Origin of the sequence: Streptomyces sp. NPDC127098 (assembly GCF_042722465.1) — a bacterium.
GTDB classification, from domain to species: domain Bacteria; phylum Actinomycetota; class Actinomycetes; order Streptomycetales; family Streptomycetaceae; genus Streptomyces; species Streptomyces millisiae.
In genome coordinates, this window is record NZ_JBHXFJ010000004.1 from 51855 (window position 1) to 68134 (window position 16280).

Here is a 16280-nt window from a genome sequence, read left to right on the forward strand (position 1 = left end):
CGGCTGCGGCTCGCGGACGCGCCGGCCCCCCTCGCCTGAACGACGGAGGTCAGCCGAGGCCGCCGGTGGCCCGCAGGTTCTGCCCGGTGAGCCAACGCGCGTCCGGGCCGGCCAGGAAGGCGACGACGTCGGCGACGTCGGCCGGCTCGCCGAGCCGCCGCAGCGGCGTCAGCCTGGTGATCAGCTCCAGGTTCTCCGGCGGGTTGGTGTCGCGCAGCAGGTCGGTCTCGGTGGCGCCTGGCGAGACGGTGTTGACGGTGATCCCCCGCGGCCCCAACTCGGCCGCCGCGACCGCCGTCAGCTGTTCCAGGCCGCCCTTGCTGGCCGCGTACAGGGAGATGCCGGGGGCGGGGCGCACCGTGTTGAGGGTGGAGATGTTGATGATCCGGCCGCCGTCCCGCATGGTGCGGGCCGCGTGCCTGATGGTGAGGAACGGCGCCTTGAGGTTGACCGTCAGCAACGCGTCGTAGGACTCGTCGTCGATGTCGACGATCGGTGTCGGCATGAAGGGCAGCACCGCGTTGTTGACGAGGATGTCGAGGTCGCCGCCCAGCAGTTCGGTGGCGCGCTCCAGCAACTCCCGTACCTCGGCGGGCTCGGCGAAGTCGGCCCGCACGGCGTGCGCCTCGCCGCCCCCGGCGACCACGCCCGCCGCGACCTCCTCCGCCGCCTTCTCGTCCCGCGCGTAGTTGAACACGACGCGCGCGCCGTCGCGCGCGAGTCGCTCCACGATGGCGCGCCCGATGCCGCGTGAACCGCCGGTCACCAGCGTCGCCCTGCCGTCCAGCGGCCTGTTCGACTTGCTCGATGTCTCGGTCGTCATGCGCCGACACTGCCCCGTCGCCGATTCCGGCACCCCTGTCGTCGGCTGTCGGCAGAGCCGGATCGGCGGGCCAGGGGACGTCCTACTCATTGACGTGCTCACGATAGGTGCGGTCGAATACGTCCCGGAGGATTGGGAGCGCTCCCATGGTCGGGACGCCATGGACCACGCGACTCCCGCCAAGCCCTGGAGGCGAGTCTCGTGAAGACGCTCCGAACGGCGGCCAGGACCGCGACCCGGGCCAGGCTGGCCGCGCTGGTCGCCGGCCTGCTGGCCGCGCTCTCCCTGCCGCTGGTCGCGCCGGCCGCCGCGGCCGACGCGACCGCGACCGACCGGGTCGGCACCGACCAGGCCGCCACCGCCCAGGCCGCGACCTACGAGGCCGAGGACGGCACGCTGCGCGGCGTCAACGTCGCGTCCACCGCCGCCGGTTACTCGGGCACCGGCTATGTCGAGGGCTTCGACGTGGCCGAGGACGAGGTGGAGATCACCATCCCGGACAGCCCCGGTGGCCTCCACGAGCTCACCGTCGTCTACCGCGCGCCCTACGGCCAGAAGAACGCCGTGCTGCTCCTCAACGGCGGCGGCCACGGCGAGATCACCCTCGCCGCCACCGACACCTTCACGCCGCTCCCGGCCGGCCGGGTGCTGCTCGAACCCGGCGACAACACCGTGACCGTCCGCAGCGGTTGGGGCTGGTACGAGATCGACGCCATCACCGTCTCGCCCGTGCCGCCCCGGCCGCCGCACCAGGTGGACGACGTGCCCGTCGACCCCCAGGCCACCCCCGAGGCGCGTTCGCTGCTCAGCTACCTGGCCTCCCAGTACGGCGAGACCATCCTCAGCGGCCAGCAGAGCCTCGACGACATCGCCTGGCTGGAGCAGAACGTCGGCCGCGCCCCGGCCATCGCCGGCCTCGACCTGATGGACTACTCGCCGAGCCGCGTCGAGCGCGGCACCACCTCGCAGGAGGTGGAGAACGCCGTCTCCTGGGACGCGCGCGGCGGCATCACCACCTTCTCCTGGCACTGGAACGCGCCCACCGGGCTGATCGACGAGCCTGGGCGTGAGTGGTGGCGCGGCTTCTACACGGACGCCACCACCTTCGACGTGGCGGCGGCGCTCGCCGACCCGTCGTCCGAGGAGTACGCGCTGCTGCTGCGCGACATCGACGCGATCGCCGTCCAGTTGGCGCGCCTCCAGGACGCCGGCGTCCCCGTGCTGTGGCGGCCGCTCCACGAGGCCGAGGGCGGCTGGTTCTGGTGGGGCGCGAAGGGCCCCGAACCGGCCAAGGAGCTCTACCGGTTGATGTACGACCGGCTGACCGACACGCACGGCCTGCACAACCTGATCTGGATCTGGAACTCCGTCGACCCCGCCTGGTACCCGGGCGACGACGTGGTGGACATCGTCAGCGCCGACTCCTACCCGCCGGCCGGCGACCACGGCCCGGTCAGCGCGACCTACGAGCGTCTCGTCGACCTGGTCGACGACACCAGGATCGTGGCGATGACGGAGAACAGCGGCATCCCGGACCCCGACCTGCTGGAGGCGTACCAGGCCGACTGGAGCTGGTTCCTCACCTGGTCGGGCGACTTCATCCGCGACGGCGTCGTCAACTCGCGGGAGCACCTGGCGCGCGTCTTCGGCCACGAGCGGGTCATCACCCTCGACGAGCTGGGCGACTTCCGGCAGCAGGGCGGTTGCCTGGCCGACCACCGGGTGGTGCAGCGGTGGGGCACCGGGTACCAGGCCGAGGTGACGGTCACCAACAACGGCTCGACGCCGCTGACCGGTTGGCAGGTGTCCTGGTCCGCGCCGGCCGGTCAGTCGCCGGGCGGCGCGTGGAACGCCCGCCTGACGACCGTCGGTTCGACGGTCCGCGCCACCCCCGCCTCCTGGAACGCGACGCTCGCACCGGGCGCGTCGACGACCTTCGGCTACCTGGGCGGCTCCCCGTGGCCGAACGCCACGTTCCTCGCGCCGAGTTGCCAGGCCGGCTAGAACTCCGGGGCCCGTCCGGCGGGCCGGTCCGCGCCCGCCGGGGCCTGGCCGTTCGGGGAGGTGCTGGTGGCGCCCGAGGCCGCCACGAGCACCTCCCCGGCCGCCGTCCGCACGTACAGCACCGACCGCCCGGCCCGCCGCCGCTCCACCAGCCCCGCGTCCCGCAGCACCCGCAGATGCCGCCCCACCGACCCGAGGCCCTGCCCGGTCACGGCGACCAGCTGTGTCGTGCTCATGGGGGTCCCGAGCAGCATCAGCAGCCCGGCCCGCGCGGTCCCGACGAGCGCCCCGAGCCCGGCCGGCACGGGGCGCCGGTCGTGGTCCCCGGCGAGCACGCCGAGACACGGGTAGACGACGGCGTACCGCTCCCGCCCCTCCCACGAGACCCAACTGGTCCTCGGCGTCACCGGCATGAAGAGCAGCTCGGCCCCGGCGGCGATCTCGCGCGGCGGATACGCGTTCCGGTTGACCTGGAACCGGCTCTCTCCGAGCCACTTGGTCCCCGGCCTCAGTGAGTCCAGCACGGCCGCCCAGCCGCCCTGGCTCACGCGCGCGGTCCGCGCGACCACGTCGGACTCGAGGACGCGCCGCCGGCGCTCCCAGTACGGCCACACGGTCGCCGCCCAGACGTACGTGAGCAGCGCGGTCGCCCGCTGGGGCAGGTCGTCCCGCTCCAGGGCGGCGGGCAACGGGCCCTTCAGGCACACCCGGAGGTCGTCCCGCGCCTGGTCGGCCCCGGCGGCCCGCACCCGGGCCACGGTCTCCTCGAAACGCTCCCCCTCGCGCGAGGTGGGGCAGAAGAAGTCGGCGATCCAGGACGTGCCGATCGCCACCCGGACGAGCAGCGCGGCCACCGGGTCGGCCGCGAGGCGCGCGCGGTAGCCGGGCAGGTGGTCGCGCAGCCAGGCCGTCTCGCCCGGATGGGCACCGGTCCCGGCGTGCAGCAGCCGCAGGCTCGCGAAGGTCTCGGCGAACGGCGAGACCACGAACCGACTGTGGACGAGGGTGTCACTCTCGATCCGCCACCAGCCCATGGCGCATGACCTTTCGCGTGTCGGCGAAACAGTATCCACCGCCCCCTCGCCGCTCCGAGACTCCGGCTCATGCGCAGCTACCGAACCCTCTTCCGCACCCCGGAGTTCAGCCCGTTCCTGCTCTCCTTCGGCGTGTTCGCCGTGGCCCAGACGATCGGCGGCCTGGCTCTCGGCACGCTGGTCTTCCGGGCCACAGGATCCCCCTTCCTGTCGGCGGTGAGCATGTTCGGCCCGCAGCTGGCGCAGTTGGTCGGAGGCGCGTTCCTGCTCTCGCTCGCCGACCGCCTGCCGCCGCGCGCGATCCTGTCCGGGCTGGCCCTGGCCTTCGCGGCCGGCACGGCGGTGTTGGCGCTGCCGGGGCTGCCGGTCCCGGCGGTGTTCTGCGTGATCCTGGCGCAGGGGCTGATCGCGTCGCTCGGCGGGGGAGTGCGCGGTGGGCTGCTGACCGAGATCCTGTCCAAGGACGGTTACGTGCTGGGGCGTTCGGTGTACAACATGCTCTGGGGTCTGACGCAGGTGGCCGGTTTCGCGACGGGCGGCGCACTGCTCGCGCTGCTGTCCCCCCGGACCTGCCTGCTCCTGGCGGCGGCGCTGTACGTGCTGGCGGCCGGTGTCATCCGCCTGGGCCTCACGGCCCGCCCGCCGCGTTCCGCCGGCCGCCCGTCGGTCTCGGCGACCTGGCGCGGCAACGCCCTCCTGTGGTCCTCGCGTCCCCGCCGCCTGACGTACCTGGCGCTGTGGGTCCCCAACGGCCTGGTGGTCGGCGGTGATTCGCTCTACGTCTCGTACGCCCCCGAGGCCGCCGGCACCCTGTACGCGTGCGGGGCGCTCGGCATGTTCCTCGGCGACCTCGCGGTGGGCCGCCTGGTGCCGCCCGCCGTGCGTCCCCGGTTGGCGACCCCGCTGCGCCTGCTGCTGGCCGCTCCCTACCTGTTCTTCGTCCTGCGGCCCGGGGTGGCGCTGTCGGCCGTGGCCGTGGCCGTCGCCTCCTTCGGTTTCGCCGCGAGCCTGGTCCTCCAGGAACGCCTGATGTCCCTCACCCCCGACGACCTCACGGGCCAGGCCCTCGGCCTGCACGCCACCGGCATGACCGCGATGCAGGGCGTCGGCGCCGTCATCGCGGGCGCGCTGGCCCAACTGACCTCCCCGGCCACGGCGATCACCCTGATGGCGGCCGGATCGCTCACCGCGACCCTGACCCTGGCGGCGCTTGGCCGGCACGAGCAAGCCGCAGGTCGCCCAGCGCGCTGGCAGCGACCAGCAGCAGGGTGAAGCCCACGCCGGCGAGCACCGTGACGGACGGTGTCGCGGCACTCTGCACGGCCCCGGCCAGCGCGGCGCTGCCGCCGTAGCCGACGCCGACCACCGCGTACATCACCGAGTAGGCGGCGGCGTGCGCGCTGGGCGGCAGGGCCGCGCGCAGGGACAGCACCCGGGTCACCAGCACGCCGGCCTGCAACAGCCCGGCGACGAGGAGCGCGCCCGCGATCCAGGGCAGCGAGCGGGCCGTGGCGGCGAAGGCCACGCAGCCGGTGACGGCGAGCAGCAGGACCAGGCTCTGGGTGCGCAACGAGCCCGGCCAACTGTCGCGCAGGCCGTAGAGGGCGGCCCCCGCGGCGGCCGCGACCGAGTAGCCGGCGAGCAGAGGGCCCGTCCAGCCGACGCCGATCGCGCGCTGTTCGAGCAGCGCGGGCAGCACGAGTTCGGCCAGCGCAAGCAGCGACATCGCGGCCGCGCCGGTGAGGTAGACGGGCCAGGCGCGGACGAGGGTGCGCGCCATGGAGGCGCCCCGCCGGTCGTCGGGCTCCGCCTGCCACCCCGCCGGCAGCGCCCACAGTCCGACGGTGGCCGCGGCCATCAGCAGCGCGGCGAGCAGCAGCGGCAGCGCCGGGCCGACGCCCAGCGCGAGCCCCCCGACGAGCGCGGGCGCGGCGGCCCAGACCGCGTAGGTGAGCACGGACTCGACGCTCAGCGCCTTGACCACGAGCTCTTCGGGCAGCGGCGCGGTCAGCAGGGCACGCAGCCCGCCGGGCGCCGCGGCCGGCACGGCGCCGGAGAGCGCGGCGAGGGCGCCGAGCAGCACCGGGTGCGCGTCGGGCAGCAACCCGATCCCCGCGAACGCGCAGGCGCCACCGGCCAACCCGGCCGCCAACTGACCCCGCGCCCGCGCCGGCCGCAACCGCGGCCCGAGCGCCACCGCCCCCACGACCTCCCCGATCACATACGCCGCGGCGATCCCGGCGCCCAGCGCGGAACCGTCCGGCCGTTCGCGCACCAGGAAGACGAACGCGAGCGGCGCCATCGCGACGGGCAACCGCGCCCCCACGGCGACGAGCACCCAGAACAGCACGGGCCGGGTGGCCAGTTCGCGATATCCCACGGCTCTCCCTCCACGAGGTTCCGCCCCCCCCGGCGCCGACTGTGTCCTCACCGACGGCCGGCCGCAACCACCTTTCCCACCCGCGGACAAGGCAGCGCGGGAGCACGGTGGTTGGGCGAGCAGGTGATGAGGTCGAGGGTGGTGTAGCCGGTTGCTTGGAGATACCAAGCGGCGTGTGCGTCACCTCCCCGGTGGAGGGTGGCGGCGACGTGCGCCAGCTTCGCGGCGAGCCGCGCCGGTTCACGCTCCGGCGGATTGGCGAAGCCGGGCGCGGCGCGCGTCATCTCTTCCTCGAACCAGCGGACGGCGTCGTGGACGTCGTGGAACGTGCCGGCGATGGCGCTGGCCGGCCGCAGAAGCCAGTTGGCGATGAGGATCGGCGTGCAACCGTTCGTCGCGAACGCGGGCGACTCCGGTCGGCGTGGGCCCTCCTGGTCGTAGGTGCGGCGGTCGCCGCTCCAGCGGTAGGCGTGGACGTGCCGGCGGGGCCGGCCCCTTCCGGGGGCCGGCCGTCGTGCGCTTCTCGCTCCGGACGCGCCCACCATCTCCCAAAGGGCCGGTGAAATCGGAGAGTCGCCGGAATCCTTGGCGGGCGGGGTCCAGCTCACCGAGGCTGCCCTGAAAGGGCTCGGTGCTTCGTGCGACCTTCAGGTCTGGCGATATCGACTTCTGCCCACGTGGCGCATCATCCGGCTCGATTCGAGGATGTTCGTCTCCGCGTTCGACGCGGGTTGGGAGGGGCACGAGTCGGCGATGTACGAGATCGCGGAGACTCCCAGCGGTCCGCTCTACCACGGGTTTCGGAGGATGTTCGAGGTAATACGGGCTGACAGTGAACGAACAATCTGATGTCAGGAGGCGGCGTGATCGAAGCCGAACTCAAGGCGCGGGTGCGTGACCCGGAGGAAGTCGCGCGGCGGCTCGGGCAGTACGGGACGAGCCGTGTCGAGCGTTACTGGGACACGTACTACGACGACGGTCGTACGCTCAGCGGGCGTGACCAGGAGCTCCGAGTGCGAACGGTGGAGAACGCTCGGGGCAAACGTTCCGTGCTCACCTTCAAGGACGCCGTGATCGACGCGGAGTCGGGGTCCAAGCCGGAGCACGAGAGCGAGATCGCCGAGGTCGAGGCGTTGCACGCCATTCTGAGCGGGCTCGGCTACCGGCCGTTCATCGCCTTTGAAAAACGGTGTCGCAACTACGAGTTCGAGGCTCGTGGGCGTCGGATGCTGGCAACGCTCGTGCGGGTTCCGGAGATCGAAGGGGACTATCTCGAGGTGGAGACGCTGGTCGAGTCGAGCGACGACCTCCCCGCAGCGCTGGCCGGTATTCGAGAGGTGCTGGCCGAACTCGGAATCGGGGAGGCAGAGCTGACCCGCGAGCTCTACACGGAGGCGGTCGCCGCGACCCGGCGGACGAACGCGAGGCCAGCCCACAGCGAGGCCGGCCAGGTGCCGACGTGAGGCGTTGCGCCGCAACAGCGGATTGAGACCAGAAGGGAACACGGTATGACGGACGAGGCGGGGCGGATCTTCCGTGAAGCGTGGATCGCCGGCGTGAAGAAGCACTACCCCGGTGAGCCGAAGCCTGGCTACGTGACGCCCTGGGACGAGACGCCGGACTGGGAGCTTCAGGCCGCTGCCGCGGTCTGCGGTCAGGTGCGCGAGTTCATCTCGGTCAGCGACGGGAACACCAGGAAGCTCACCAGGGAGCAGAAAGGCCGGTTCGTGGCCCTCTGTTGGATCGCCCAGATCCACAAGCTCATCGACTCGCCCAAGCCGGGCTACGTGGCGGACTGGGCGGAACTCCCGACGTGGCAGCGGGAGACCGACGCGGACATCTTCGAAGCCATCGAGCACAGCGGAATCCAGCAGTCCTGAAGCCTGGAGAACCGCTTCGTGCCCTGGCGGGCGGCCTGCGACCCCGGCGAGCCGGCCGTGGGCGCCCCGGCGTCGGAGACGTGGCGGTGTGGCCATCGCCGGTGGCGTACCGTACCGGCTGCGACAAGATCACGTTGTCAACGCTGAGGGGCGAGATGAGAACTGCGAAGTCGAGGGTCGTGCGCCGGGTCGGTGGCATATGTGGGCTCGCCGTGGCGGCGGCGCTCACCGTGACGGCCTGCTCGGACGAGTCCGGGGAGTCGGCGGACACGACTTCGGAGGCCACCGAGTCGCAGCAGGCCGAGGGGGCGGAGGAGTCGGAGGAGTCGACCGAGGCCGACGAGTCCGCGGCGGACGCGTCCGGGGAGGCGCAGGGCGGCGGACAGGCGGCGGCCGGTGACGCGGTGGCGGTGTGGATCACCGCGATCGTGGAGGACCGGCCGGTGGACGCCTGCCTCGCGATGGGGACACCGGGTGTCGACGGCGCGGTCGCGGCCAACACCGCCGAGATGTGCGAGGGCGAAGGACCGCAGGCGGAGCAGGCACGGCAGAGCGTGAGCGCGCTCCGCGAGTCGTTCGCCCCCGAGAACCCGGGGCAGCCGCTCGCCGTCGAGGTCGCCGAGGGCACCGAGTCGGCCGGGACGGTGACGTTCGACGGGGAGCAGGTCACCGTGGACGGTCAGACGCTCCAGGACATCGTCGTGTCGAACTCGACCGGCGTGGAGCCGGGGCAGATCGGCATCGGGATCGACGCCAGCGAGATCGAAGGGCTCTGGTACGTGACCGACATGAGCCTCTCCTTCGGCTGAGGCTCTGAGGCCCGGGCCACGCCCGGCTCACGCCCCGCGCGACGCCAGCCAGTCGCGCAGCAGGGCGTGGAAGTCGGACGGGCGCTCGAGCGACGGCAGGTGGGCGACGTCCGGCCAGTCGACGCGGCGGACGTCGGGGACGTCCGCCGCCAGCCGGGCGGCCGCCGCGTGGATGGCCTTCAGGTCGAGGGCGCCGAGCAGCACCAGGGTGGGGGCCCGTAGCTCGCCGAGGCGGTCGAGGGCGGGCGGGTCCGCCTCGGCCGCCTCCACGTCGTCCCAGTCGGCGGTCAGCTCGAAGGCGCGGCGCTGCATGAGCCGCACCAGGTCGCGGACGGCCGGGTCCACCTCGTCGCCGCGCCGCTGGGGTCCTTCGACCCACCAGGCGATGTTGGCCTCGACGGCGGCCGTCAGGTCGCCACGGGTGAGGGCGGCGCGCTCGGCCTCCACGAAGGTCCGCAGGTCAGGGGTGAGTTCGGGGATGAGGGAGCCGCCGGGCGCGGCCAGCAGCAGCGAGGCGACCGACGACGGCTCTGCCAGGGCGAGTTCGACGGCCACGCCCGCGCCGTAGGAGGCTCCGACGAGGTGGCTGGGGCCCGTGACGCCGAGCGCGGCCAGCACGTCGAGCACGTCGCCGACGGGGGAGAGCGCGCCGGCCGGCCGGTCACCGGAGTCGCCGAAGCCGCGCAGGTCCAGGCGGATCGCGTCGCGTTCCGCGGTGAGCTCGGGCCAGAGCGGGTCCCACATCCGGCGGTCGGCGACGCCCGCGTGGATCAGGACGACGGGCGGCCCGCCCGCGGGGCCCGCCCGGTCGTAGGCGATGCCCGTGGGGGTGCTTGACGTCAGTGCCACTCGGGGTTCCTTTCCTCAGGGAGGCACGCAAACACGTCGGGCCGGGCGGGCGCAAACCGATTACCTCAGGTGGCCGTGCACCGATCGTCAAGTCGGTGGGCGCTGCCGGTCAAGGACAGGGGAGCCAGGACTGCCCACAATGACAGGTGCGTTCCGGCTGAGCCCCCGCTCCCGCACACCCCGTGGGAGCGGGGGCGCATCGGATGCCCGCCCCGGCGGCGGCACGGGAGTGGGGTGCCGCCGCCCAGCAGGCCGGGGAATGCTGTGGGCATGACGAACGACCCCGACACGGCCGCGCCGAGGACAGCCGCCCATCCCGCCGTCGTCGAGCAGGACCGGCCGCCCAGGGGCGTGCTGCCGGCGCTGTGCCTGACCTCGATCACCAGTTGGGGCATCCTCTACTACGCGTTCCCCGTGCTGCTGCCCGCCATCACGGCCGACACCGGCTGGTCGGCGAGCGCCTGCAACGCCGCGTTCTCCGCCGCCCTGCTGGTCTCGGCCGGCGTCGGCATACCTGTGGGCCGGCTGATCGACCGGCGCGGGCCACGCGCCGTGATGACCTGGGGCTCGGTGCTCGGCACGGTCGCGCTGCTCGGGCTCGCCGCCGCGCCCAACCCGGCGGTGTTCGCGGTGGCCTGGCTGGCGGTCGGCGTCGCCATGGCCGGCACCCTCTACCAGCCGGCGTTCGCCGCCGTCGCCCGCTGGTGGGGGCCGCGCCGGGTGCGGGCGTTGACGGCGGTCACCCTGACCGGCGGCCTGGCCTCCACCGTCTTCGCGCCGCTGACCGCCGCGTTGGCCGAGCCGCTCGGCTGGCGCGGCGCCTACCTGGTGCTGGCGGCCGTGTTCGCGGTCGTCACCGTGCCGCCGCACTTCCTCGCGCTGCGGGCCCCCTGGCCGGCGCAGCCCGAGCCGGGCCCGGCCGGCGCCGCCGGCACGGGCGTGGCGCGCAGCCGCCCCTTCGTGCTGCTCGCCACCGCCCTCACCCTCTCCGGGTTCGTGGTCTTCGGCGTCGTCATCGCCCTGGTGCCGCTGCTGACCGAGCGCGGTCTCTCGCCCTCGACGGCCGCCTGGGCGCTTGGCCTGGGCGGGGCCGGGCAGACCCTGGGGCGGGCCCTGTACGCGACGTTGGCCCGCCGCACCGGGACCGTGGCGCGCACGGTGACGCTGATCGCGCTCGGCGGGGCGACGACCGCCGCGCTCGGCCTGGTGCCGGGCCCCGCCTGGCTGTTGGTGGTGCTTTCGGTGCTCGCCGGGATGGTGCGGGGCAACGTGACGCTGCTCCAGGCGACGGCCGTGCCCGACCGTTGGGGGAGCGCGGCCTACGGGCGGCTCTCCGCGCTGCTGGCCGCGCCGGTCACGGTGGTGGGGGCACTGACGCCGTTCGCGACGGCCGCGTTGGCCGGGCCGCTCGGCGGCTACCCGCGGCTGTTCGCGTGGCTCGCCGTGCTGTCGGCGGTGGCGGCGGCGTTGGCCGTGGCGACGGGTGTGCGCGGGGCGCCTACGAGGTGATGGGCGTCCCGCGGTCCCGGGAGCGGGTCGCGTCAGCCGGCGACGGTGGTGGCGATCCAGTCCTTGTGGCTGGCGACGGCCGGCAGCACGTCCGGCTCGGTGGCGCAGTCGTCGCCGACGCCGCGACTGACGACGCCGACGACCTCCCAGCGGTCGTTGACCCACTGGAGCGCGGGCGAGCCCGAGTCGCCGCCGCAGTAGCCGCTCTCGGTCTCGGTGCTGGTACAGAAGTCGCCCTCGCCGATGTCCCAGGGCCCGCCGACGACGCAGTCCTCGGCCGGGCTGACGAGACTGTCGAGCTGCTGGAGCCGGGTGGGCAGCGTGGTCGCGCCGTTGGACTGGTAGCCCCAGCCGATCATGCGCAGTTCGGAGCCGACCTCGGGGACGTCCTCGGCGAGCACGGCCGTCGGCTGGTCGGTGATCGGCTCGGCCAGCCGCAGCAGGGCGAGGTCGCCGATCATCCGCTCGTGGTCCGCCAGGTAGTCGGGGTGGACCACGACCTCCGTCACGTCGGCCGTACTGCCGCCCGCGGTGCGGTCGTTGGAGCCGACCCGGGCGGTGAAAAGCGAGGCGTCGAGCACCTCGCCGGTGTCGCGGTCGGCGACGCAGTGCGCGGCGGTGAGGATCCACTGCTCGTCGACGAGCGAGCCGCCGCAGCGGAACCGGTACTCGCCGTTGTCCCGCAGCATGTCGATCGCCGTCATGAACGAGTAGGTCTCGGTGGCGTCCCCACCGCCGATGATGCGGGGCGCGGCGTCGTCGGCGTGCGCGCCGCCCTGGGTGGCGAGCAGCGCCGCGGCGGCGAGGGCGGCGGTCAACGTGCCACGCAGCGTCCGGGGGTGTTTGCTCATGCGGGGTTTCTCCTCCTGTGGTTCCGGGTCCTGTCGCCGAATCAGCCTGGTGCAGGACCTGGGTGGGAGGCGAGAGTCGTGCGGATCTTGCTGACTAGATCACAGAGAGGTTTGCCGGAGCGACCGTCCGTTTCGGCCGGAAAGGCAACGGCGCTGACGGCCCGGACGACTCCCCTCCGTGTCCTCCGAGCCGGCCAGCGCCGGCAGTGTCCGGTGCCGCCGCCGCGGCGACCGGACGGGTCCCGGGTCGACCGCGTTTTCCCCCGAAACGCGGTCGCCTCCGGCGGGGTTCGGTCCAGGCGGCGCCCCCTCCGCGCCGCCTGGACCACCTCGCACCGGCGCCCGTCCGGCAGCTCCCCCGTCACTGCCGAACAGAACCCGGGACCGAGTGACCGACCGCGCACCCCTGTGCGGTCGAACACTTATGAGCATGACAGCCACCAATAAACAGGCGATAAACGATTTCGCGGGGCGGGCCCGAGGGCTCGCCCCGCGAAGCGGAGCGGGTTACTCGACGGTCGCCGGGGCGGTGGTGCCCCAGTTGTCGCCGTTGGGCTCCGTCACCGGAGTGGACGCGTTCGGCCCGAGGGCCAGCGCGGGGGCGGTGGCGCCCAGGACACACGCCACCGTCGTGAGGCAGACGGCGAGGATCCTCTGAGTGCGAGTCATGCGGAGTCTCCTAGTAGCTGTTCGCTCTCCAATCGAATGTGCCCGGGATTGGGCACATAAGAACCGGCCGCCGCGGCGACGAGTCTCCGCTGCGGCCGGTCGCTCGGTGGTGCCCCCGGTTACTTCTGGGGCGTGTCGGCCGGCTGGCTGGTGCCGTAGTTGTCACCGAGCGGCTTCACCGGCGGCTTCGCGGTCGACGCGGCCAGCGGCTTGACGGCCGGCTCGCTGGTGCCGTAGTTGTCGTCCTCGGTGTCGACGGGCTCGCTGGTCCCGTAGTTGTCCCCCAGCGGCTTGATGGTGGTGCCCTGCGCGTCCCTGGTGGCCCGCTGCTTGTTGTTCTCGGTCACGATGAACTCCAGTCCTGAAGGTGAGCGGGCGCGGGCCGTCCCTTGACTCCCCCGTGGCCAACGGACGGCCCGGCCGGCAACCGTTGCCCCCGAATGTGGCGGTTGCTGCGCATGAGCCTCGCATGCCGAGATAAACGATTGATATATGGGGTGCTGGCGGGAGGTTTGAAAGCTCAGATGGCGCTGGAGCGCAGAAGGTTGCGGACGGCGTCGGCTTCCTGGCTGCCCAACTCCTCGAAGGTGGCGAGGGCCTGCTCCCAGCAGGCGTGGGCGCGGCCGGCCTGGCCGATGGCGGAGAGGGCGTGGCCGAGCAGGGTGAGGATCTGGGCGCGTCGGTAGTCGCCGCCGACGTCGCGGAGTTGGGCGAGGGCCTGCTCGGCGAGGCGCGCGGCCTCGGTCGGCTGGTCGGTGCTCAGGTGCACCTCGGCCATGCGGAAGAGGGTCATGCCCTCCCAGAGCCGCTGCCTGTGGGACGTGAAGGTGGCCAGCGCGGCGGTCAACTGTTGCATGGCCGCCTGGGGTTGGCCGTCAGCGGCCAGGGAGCGGCCCAGCGCGTACTGGCCGTTGGCGAGTCGGATCCCCGACCCGGGTGACTTGAGGATCTCCAGGCACTGGTAGGCGAGTTCCACGGCTTGGGTGGTGCGGCCCAGATTGAGGCAGCTGCGGGACAGGTTCGCCAGGGCGCTGGCCTCGCCGGGGCGGTCCTGGTACTCGCGGAACGCGTCGAGTGCCTTGAGGAGATAGCCCTCGGCGTCCGCCTCCCGGCCCAGGTAGCCGGCGGCGATGCCGCGCAGGTTGGCGGCCTGCGCTCGGATGGTGGGCTCTTCGGCCGCGACGCCGAGCAGCCAGGCCCGCTGGGCGTGCGCGTCCGAGGACTCGAAGCGTCCCGCGTGGTTGTCGGCCTGGGCCAGGGCGATCAGCACCCGCCCCTCGGTGCGCGGGTCGTCGGCGTCCTGGGCGGCGCGGAGCAGCGCCTCGGCCGCCCGCTCGTACTGGAAGGAGAACACCCCGGACTCGGACAGGTCGCGGGCCACCAGCAGCAGGTCGGCTCCCGGGCGCACCCGGCCCGGCTCGACGGCCTGCCGGGCGCAGGAGAGCAGGCAGTCGGCCTCGGTGAACAGCCACTCGACCGCGGCCTCGGCCGTGTCGAAGTCGAGGCCCGGGTGGCTGGTGGGCGTCAGGTGGTGCGGCAGCCGGTCGCCGGGCCGCTCCAGCTCGTAGACCCGGGCGGTGGTGGCCAGGTAGAAGTCGAGCAGCCGCACCCGCGCGGCCTCCCGCTCCGCCGGCGGCTGCTCGTCCCGTTCGGCGCAGGCGCGGGCGAAGAGCCGCACGAGGTCGTGGAAGCGGTAGCGGCCCGGTGCCGCGGACTCCACCAGGGAGGTGTCGACCAGCGTCTCCAGGACGGACTCGGCGGTCTCGGCATCGCGGTCGAGGAGCGCGGCGGCGGCGTGCAGGGAGATGTCGGGGCCGTCGGCGAGGCCGAGGAGGCGGAAGGCGCGGGCCTGTTCGGCGTCCAGCTGGCCGTAGCCGAGTTCGAAGGTGGCCTTGACGGCCTGGTCGCCGGCCTGGAGGACGTCGAGGCGGCGGCGTTCGTCGCTGAGCTTGCTGGCCAGCACCGAGACGGTCCAGGTGCGGCGGGAGGCGAGGCGGGAGGCGGCGATGCGGATGGCCAGCGGCAGGAAGCCGCAGGCGGCGACGACGTCCATGGCGGCCTGGCGCTCGGCGTTGACGCGTTCGGCGCCGACGATGCGGGTGAAGAGGGTCAGGGCCTCCTCGGGGCTCATCACGTCGAGGTCGACGAGGTGGGCGCCGGCGAGGTCGACCATCCGCACCCGGCTGGTGATGAGGGTGGCGCAGTCGGGGGTGCCGGGCAGCAGGTGGCGGATCTGGGCGGCGTCGCGGGCGTTGTCGAGCAGGATCAGCAGTCGCCGACCGTCGAGCAGCGAGCGGTAGTGGGCGGCGCGCTCCTGGAGGCTCTGCGGTATGGCCTCCTCGGCGGTGCCCAGCGCCCGCAGGAAGGCGCCCAGCACGGCCTTGGGGTCGGCGGGCGTGGAGCCGGCGCCCTGGAGGTCGACGTAGAGCTGCCCGTCGGGGAAGTTCTCCCGGGCCGCGTGGGCGACCTGCACGGCCAGCGTGGTCTTGCCGACGCCGCCGATGCCGGCGACGGCGGAGACGACCATGACGCGGCCGCCGGCGGTGGCCAGTTGGGCGCCGAGTTCGGCGACGAACGCGGCGCGCCCGGTGAAGTCGGGGACGGCGGCCGGGAGCTGGGCCGGGCGGATCGGCGGCGGGGCGGAGGTCTGCGGCTGGCCCACGTAGTTGAGGGAGGCGTCGGCGTTGAGGATGCGCTGCTGGAGCTCGGAGAGCTCGGCGCGCGGCTCGACCGCCAGCTCGTTGATCAGCTTCTTGCGGGCGTCGGCGTAGACGGCCAGCGCCTCCTTCTGCCGGCCGCAGCGGTAGAGCGCCAGCATCAGCAGCTCCACGAACCGCTCGTGGTACGGGTTCTCCGTGGTGAGCGCGGTCAACTCGGAGACCGACTCCGCGTGTAGACCCGCCTGGAGGCCCACGTCGAGGCGCTGTTCCATGAGGTTGAGCCGCTGCTCGGCCAGGCGGGTGCGCTGCATCTCCGCTTCGGGGCCCGGCACGCTGCCCAGCGCCTCGCCGTCCCACAGGCCGAGCGCCTGCCCGTACAACTCGTGGGCCCGGCTGAGCTCGCCGGCGGCCGACGCCTTCTCGGCCGCCGCGGTCAGCCGGGCCACGACGTTCACGTCCAGCTCGTCGTCGGGGCCGAGCCGGAGGGCGTAGCCGCCGAACTCGCTCACCCACACGTCGGCCCGCCCGCTCAGCATCTTCCGCAGCCGCGAGGCGTAGGTGCGCACCGTGGCCACCGCCTGGGAGGGCGGGTCCTCGCCCCACAGGGCGCTCACCAGCTCCTGGGCGGTGGCCGTGCGACCGTGACGCAGCAGCAGGGCCGCGATGACGGCCCGCAGTTGAGGGGAGGTGGAGGACAGCTCCCGTTCGCCCTGCCGGACACGGACGGGCCCGAGCACGGAGAAGTACAGGGTCCCCTGGGCGGTCCCCTCACCAACGGTCATGGGTTTTCTGCCTCTACCTCATTAACGTAT

At 73.3% G+C, this 16280-nt stretch carries 15 protein-coding genes; 6 read left to right on the forward strand and 9 right to left on the reverse strand.

Going from position 1 to position 16280, the window contains the following annotated elements:
• Positions 1–49: 49 nt before the first annotated feature.
• The gene (locus tag ACFWI8_RS04365; protein ID WP_387085464.1) at positions 50–823 is read right to left on the reverse strand and encodes a glucose 1-dehydrogenase; all 774 of its coding nucleotides are present in this window, start codon (positions 821–823) and stop codon (positions 50–52) included.
• 201 nt (positions 824–1024) lie between these two features.
• On the opposite strand from ACFWI8_RS04365, the gene ACFWI8_RS04370 reads away from it, so the two are divergent.
• The gene (locus ACFWI8_RS04370) at positions 1025–2827 is read left to right on the forward strand and encodes a glycosyl hydrolase (protein ID WP_387085467.1); all 1803 of its coding nucleotides are present in this window, start codon (positions 1025–1027) and stop codon (positions 2825–2827) included.
• Here the strand turns inward: ACFWI8_RS04370 and ACFWI8_RS04375 are convergent.
• Complete coding sequence (locus ACFWI8_RS04375; RefSeq protein ID WP_387085470.1) at positions 2824–3861, reverse strand: winged helix-turn-helix domain-containing protein; 1038 nt, start codon at positions 3859–3861, stop codon at positions 2824–2826. The two genes, ACFWI8_RS04370 and ACFWI8_RS04375, sit on opposite strands and share 4 nt — an antisense overlap.
• Positions 3862–3930: 69 nt before the next feature.
• Here ACFWI8_RS04375 and ACFWI8_RS04380 point away from each other — a divergent pair, with 69 nt between their 5' ends.
• A complete protein-coding gene (locus tag ACFWI8_RS04380; protein WP_387085473.1) occupies positions 3931–5133 on the forward strand; it encodes an MFS transporter in 1203 nt (400 codons plus the stop codon).
• Here the strand turns inward: ACFWI8_RS04380 and ACFWI8_RS04385 are convergent.
• Complete coding sequence (locus tag ACFWI8_RS04385) at positions 5045–6241, reverse strand: MFS transporter (RefSeq protein WP_387085476.1); 1197 nt, start codon at positions 6239–6241, stop codon at positions 5045–5047. The genes ACFWI8_RS04380 and ACFWI8_RS04385 overlap by 89 nt on opposite strands.
• 47 nt (positions 6242–6288) lie before the next feature.
• Entirely contained in the window at positions 6289–6786 is a 498-nt protein-coding gene (locus ACFWI8_RS04390) for a hypothetical protein (RefSeq protein WP_387085479.1), read from the reverse strand.
• A gap of 318 nt (positions 6787–7104) precedes the next feature.
• Between ACFWI8_RS04390 and cyaB the strand changes: the two genes are divergently transcribed.
• The 3 genes from cyaB (at position 7105) to ACFWI8_RS04405 (ending at position 8930) form a co-directional block, all read left to right on the forward strand.
• Positions 7105–7704, forward strand: a complete 600-nt coding sequence (gene cyaB, locus ACFWI8_RS04395) for a class IV adenylate cyclase (RefSeq protein ID WP_387085482.1) — start codon at positions 7105–7107, stop codon at positions 7702–7704.
• 45 nt (positions 7705–7749) lie between these two features.
• Positions 7750–8121 (forward strand): hypothetical protein, encoded by a 372-nt coding sequence (locus ACFWI8_RS04400; protein ID WP_387085485.1) that lies wholly within the window; start codon positions 7750–7752, stop codon positions 8119–8121.
• A gap of 155 nt (positions 8122–8276) precedes the next feature.
• The gene (locus ACFWI8_RS04405; protein ID WP_387085488.1) at positions 8277–8930 is read left to right on the forward strand and encodes a hypothetical protein; all 654 of its coding nucleotides are present in this window, start codon (positions 8277–8279) and stop codon (positions 8928–8930) included.
• 27 nt (positions 8931–8957) lie between these two features.
• Here the strand turns inward: ACFWI8_RS04405 and ACFWI8_RS04410 are convergent, their stop codons facing one another.
• Positions 8958–9779: an alpha/beta fold hydrolase gene (locus tag ACFWI8_RS04410; RefSeq protein ID WP_387085491.1), complete on the reverse strand. Its 822-nt coding sequence runs from the start codon at positions 9777–9779 to the stop codon at positions 8958–8960.
• A gap of 270 nt (positions 9780–10049) precedes the next feature.
• Between ACFWI8_RS04410 and ACFWI8_RS04415 the strand changes: the two genes are divergently transcribed.
• On the forward strand, positions 10050–11288 hold the full coding sequence (locus ACFWI8_RS04415) for an MFS transporter (RefSeq protein ID WP_387085494.1): 1239 nt from the start codon (positions 10050–10052) through the stop codon (positions 11286–11288).
• Between the two features lie 32 nt (positions 11289–11320).
• Here the strand turns inward: ACFWI8_RS04415 and ACFWI8_RS04420 are convergent, their stop codons facing one another.
• The 4 genes from ACFWI8_RS04420 to ACFWI8_RS04435 all read right to left on the reverse strand — a co-directional run bounded on the left by ACFWI8_RS04420 (position 11321) and on the right by ACFWI8_RS04435 (position 16250).
• The gene (locus ACFWI8_RS04420) at positions 11321–12139 is read right to left on the reverse strand and encodes a S1 family peptidase (RefSeq protein WP_387085497.1); all 819 of its coding nucleotides are present in this window, start codon (positions 12137–12139) and stop codon (positions 11321–11323) included.
• A gap of 507 nt (positions 12140–12646) precedes the next feature.
• Positions 12647–12808, reverse strand: a complete 162-nt coding sequence (locus ACFWI8_RS04425) for a hypothetical protein (RefSeq protein WP_311599765.1) — start codon at positions 12806–12808, stop codon at positions 12647–12649.
• A 119-nt stretch (positions 12809–12927) separates the two neighbouring features.
• Positions 12928–13155, reverse strand: coding sequence for a hypothetical protein (locus ACFWI8_RS04430; RefSeq protein WP_387085501.1), 228 nt, complete (start codon positions 13153–13155; stop codon positions 12928–12930).
• 173 nt (positions 13156–13328) lie between these two features.
• Positions 13329–16250, reverse strand: coding sequence for a BTAD domain-containing putative transcriptional regulator (locus tag ACFWI8_RS04435; RefSeq protein ID WP_387085504.1), 2922 nt, complete (start codon positions 16248–16250; stop codon positions 13329–13331).
• Between the last annotated feature and the right edge of the window lie 30 nt (positions 16251–16280).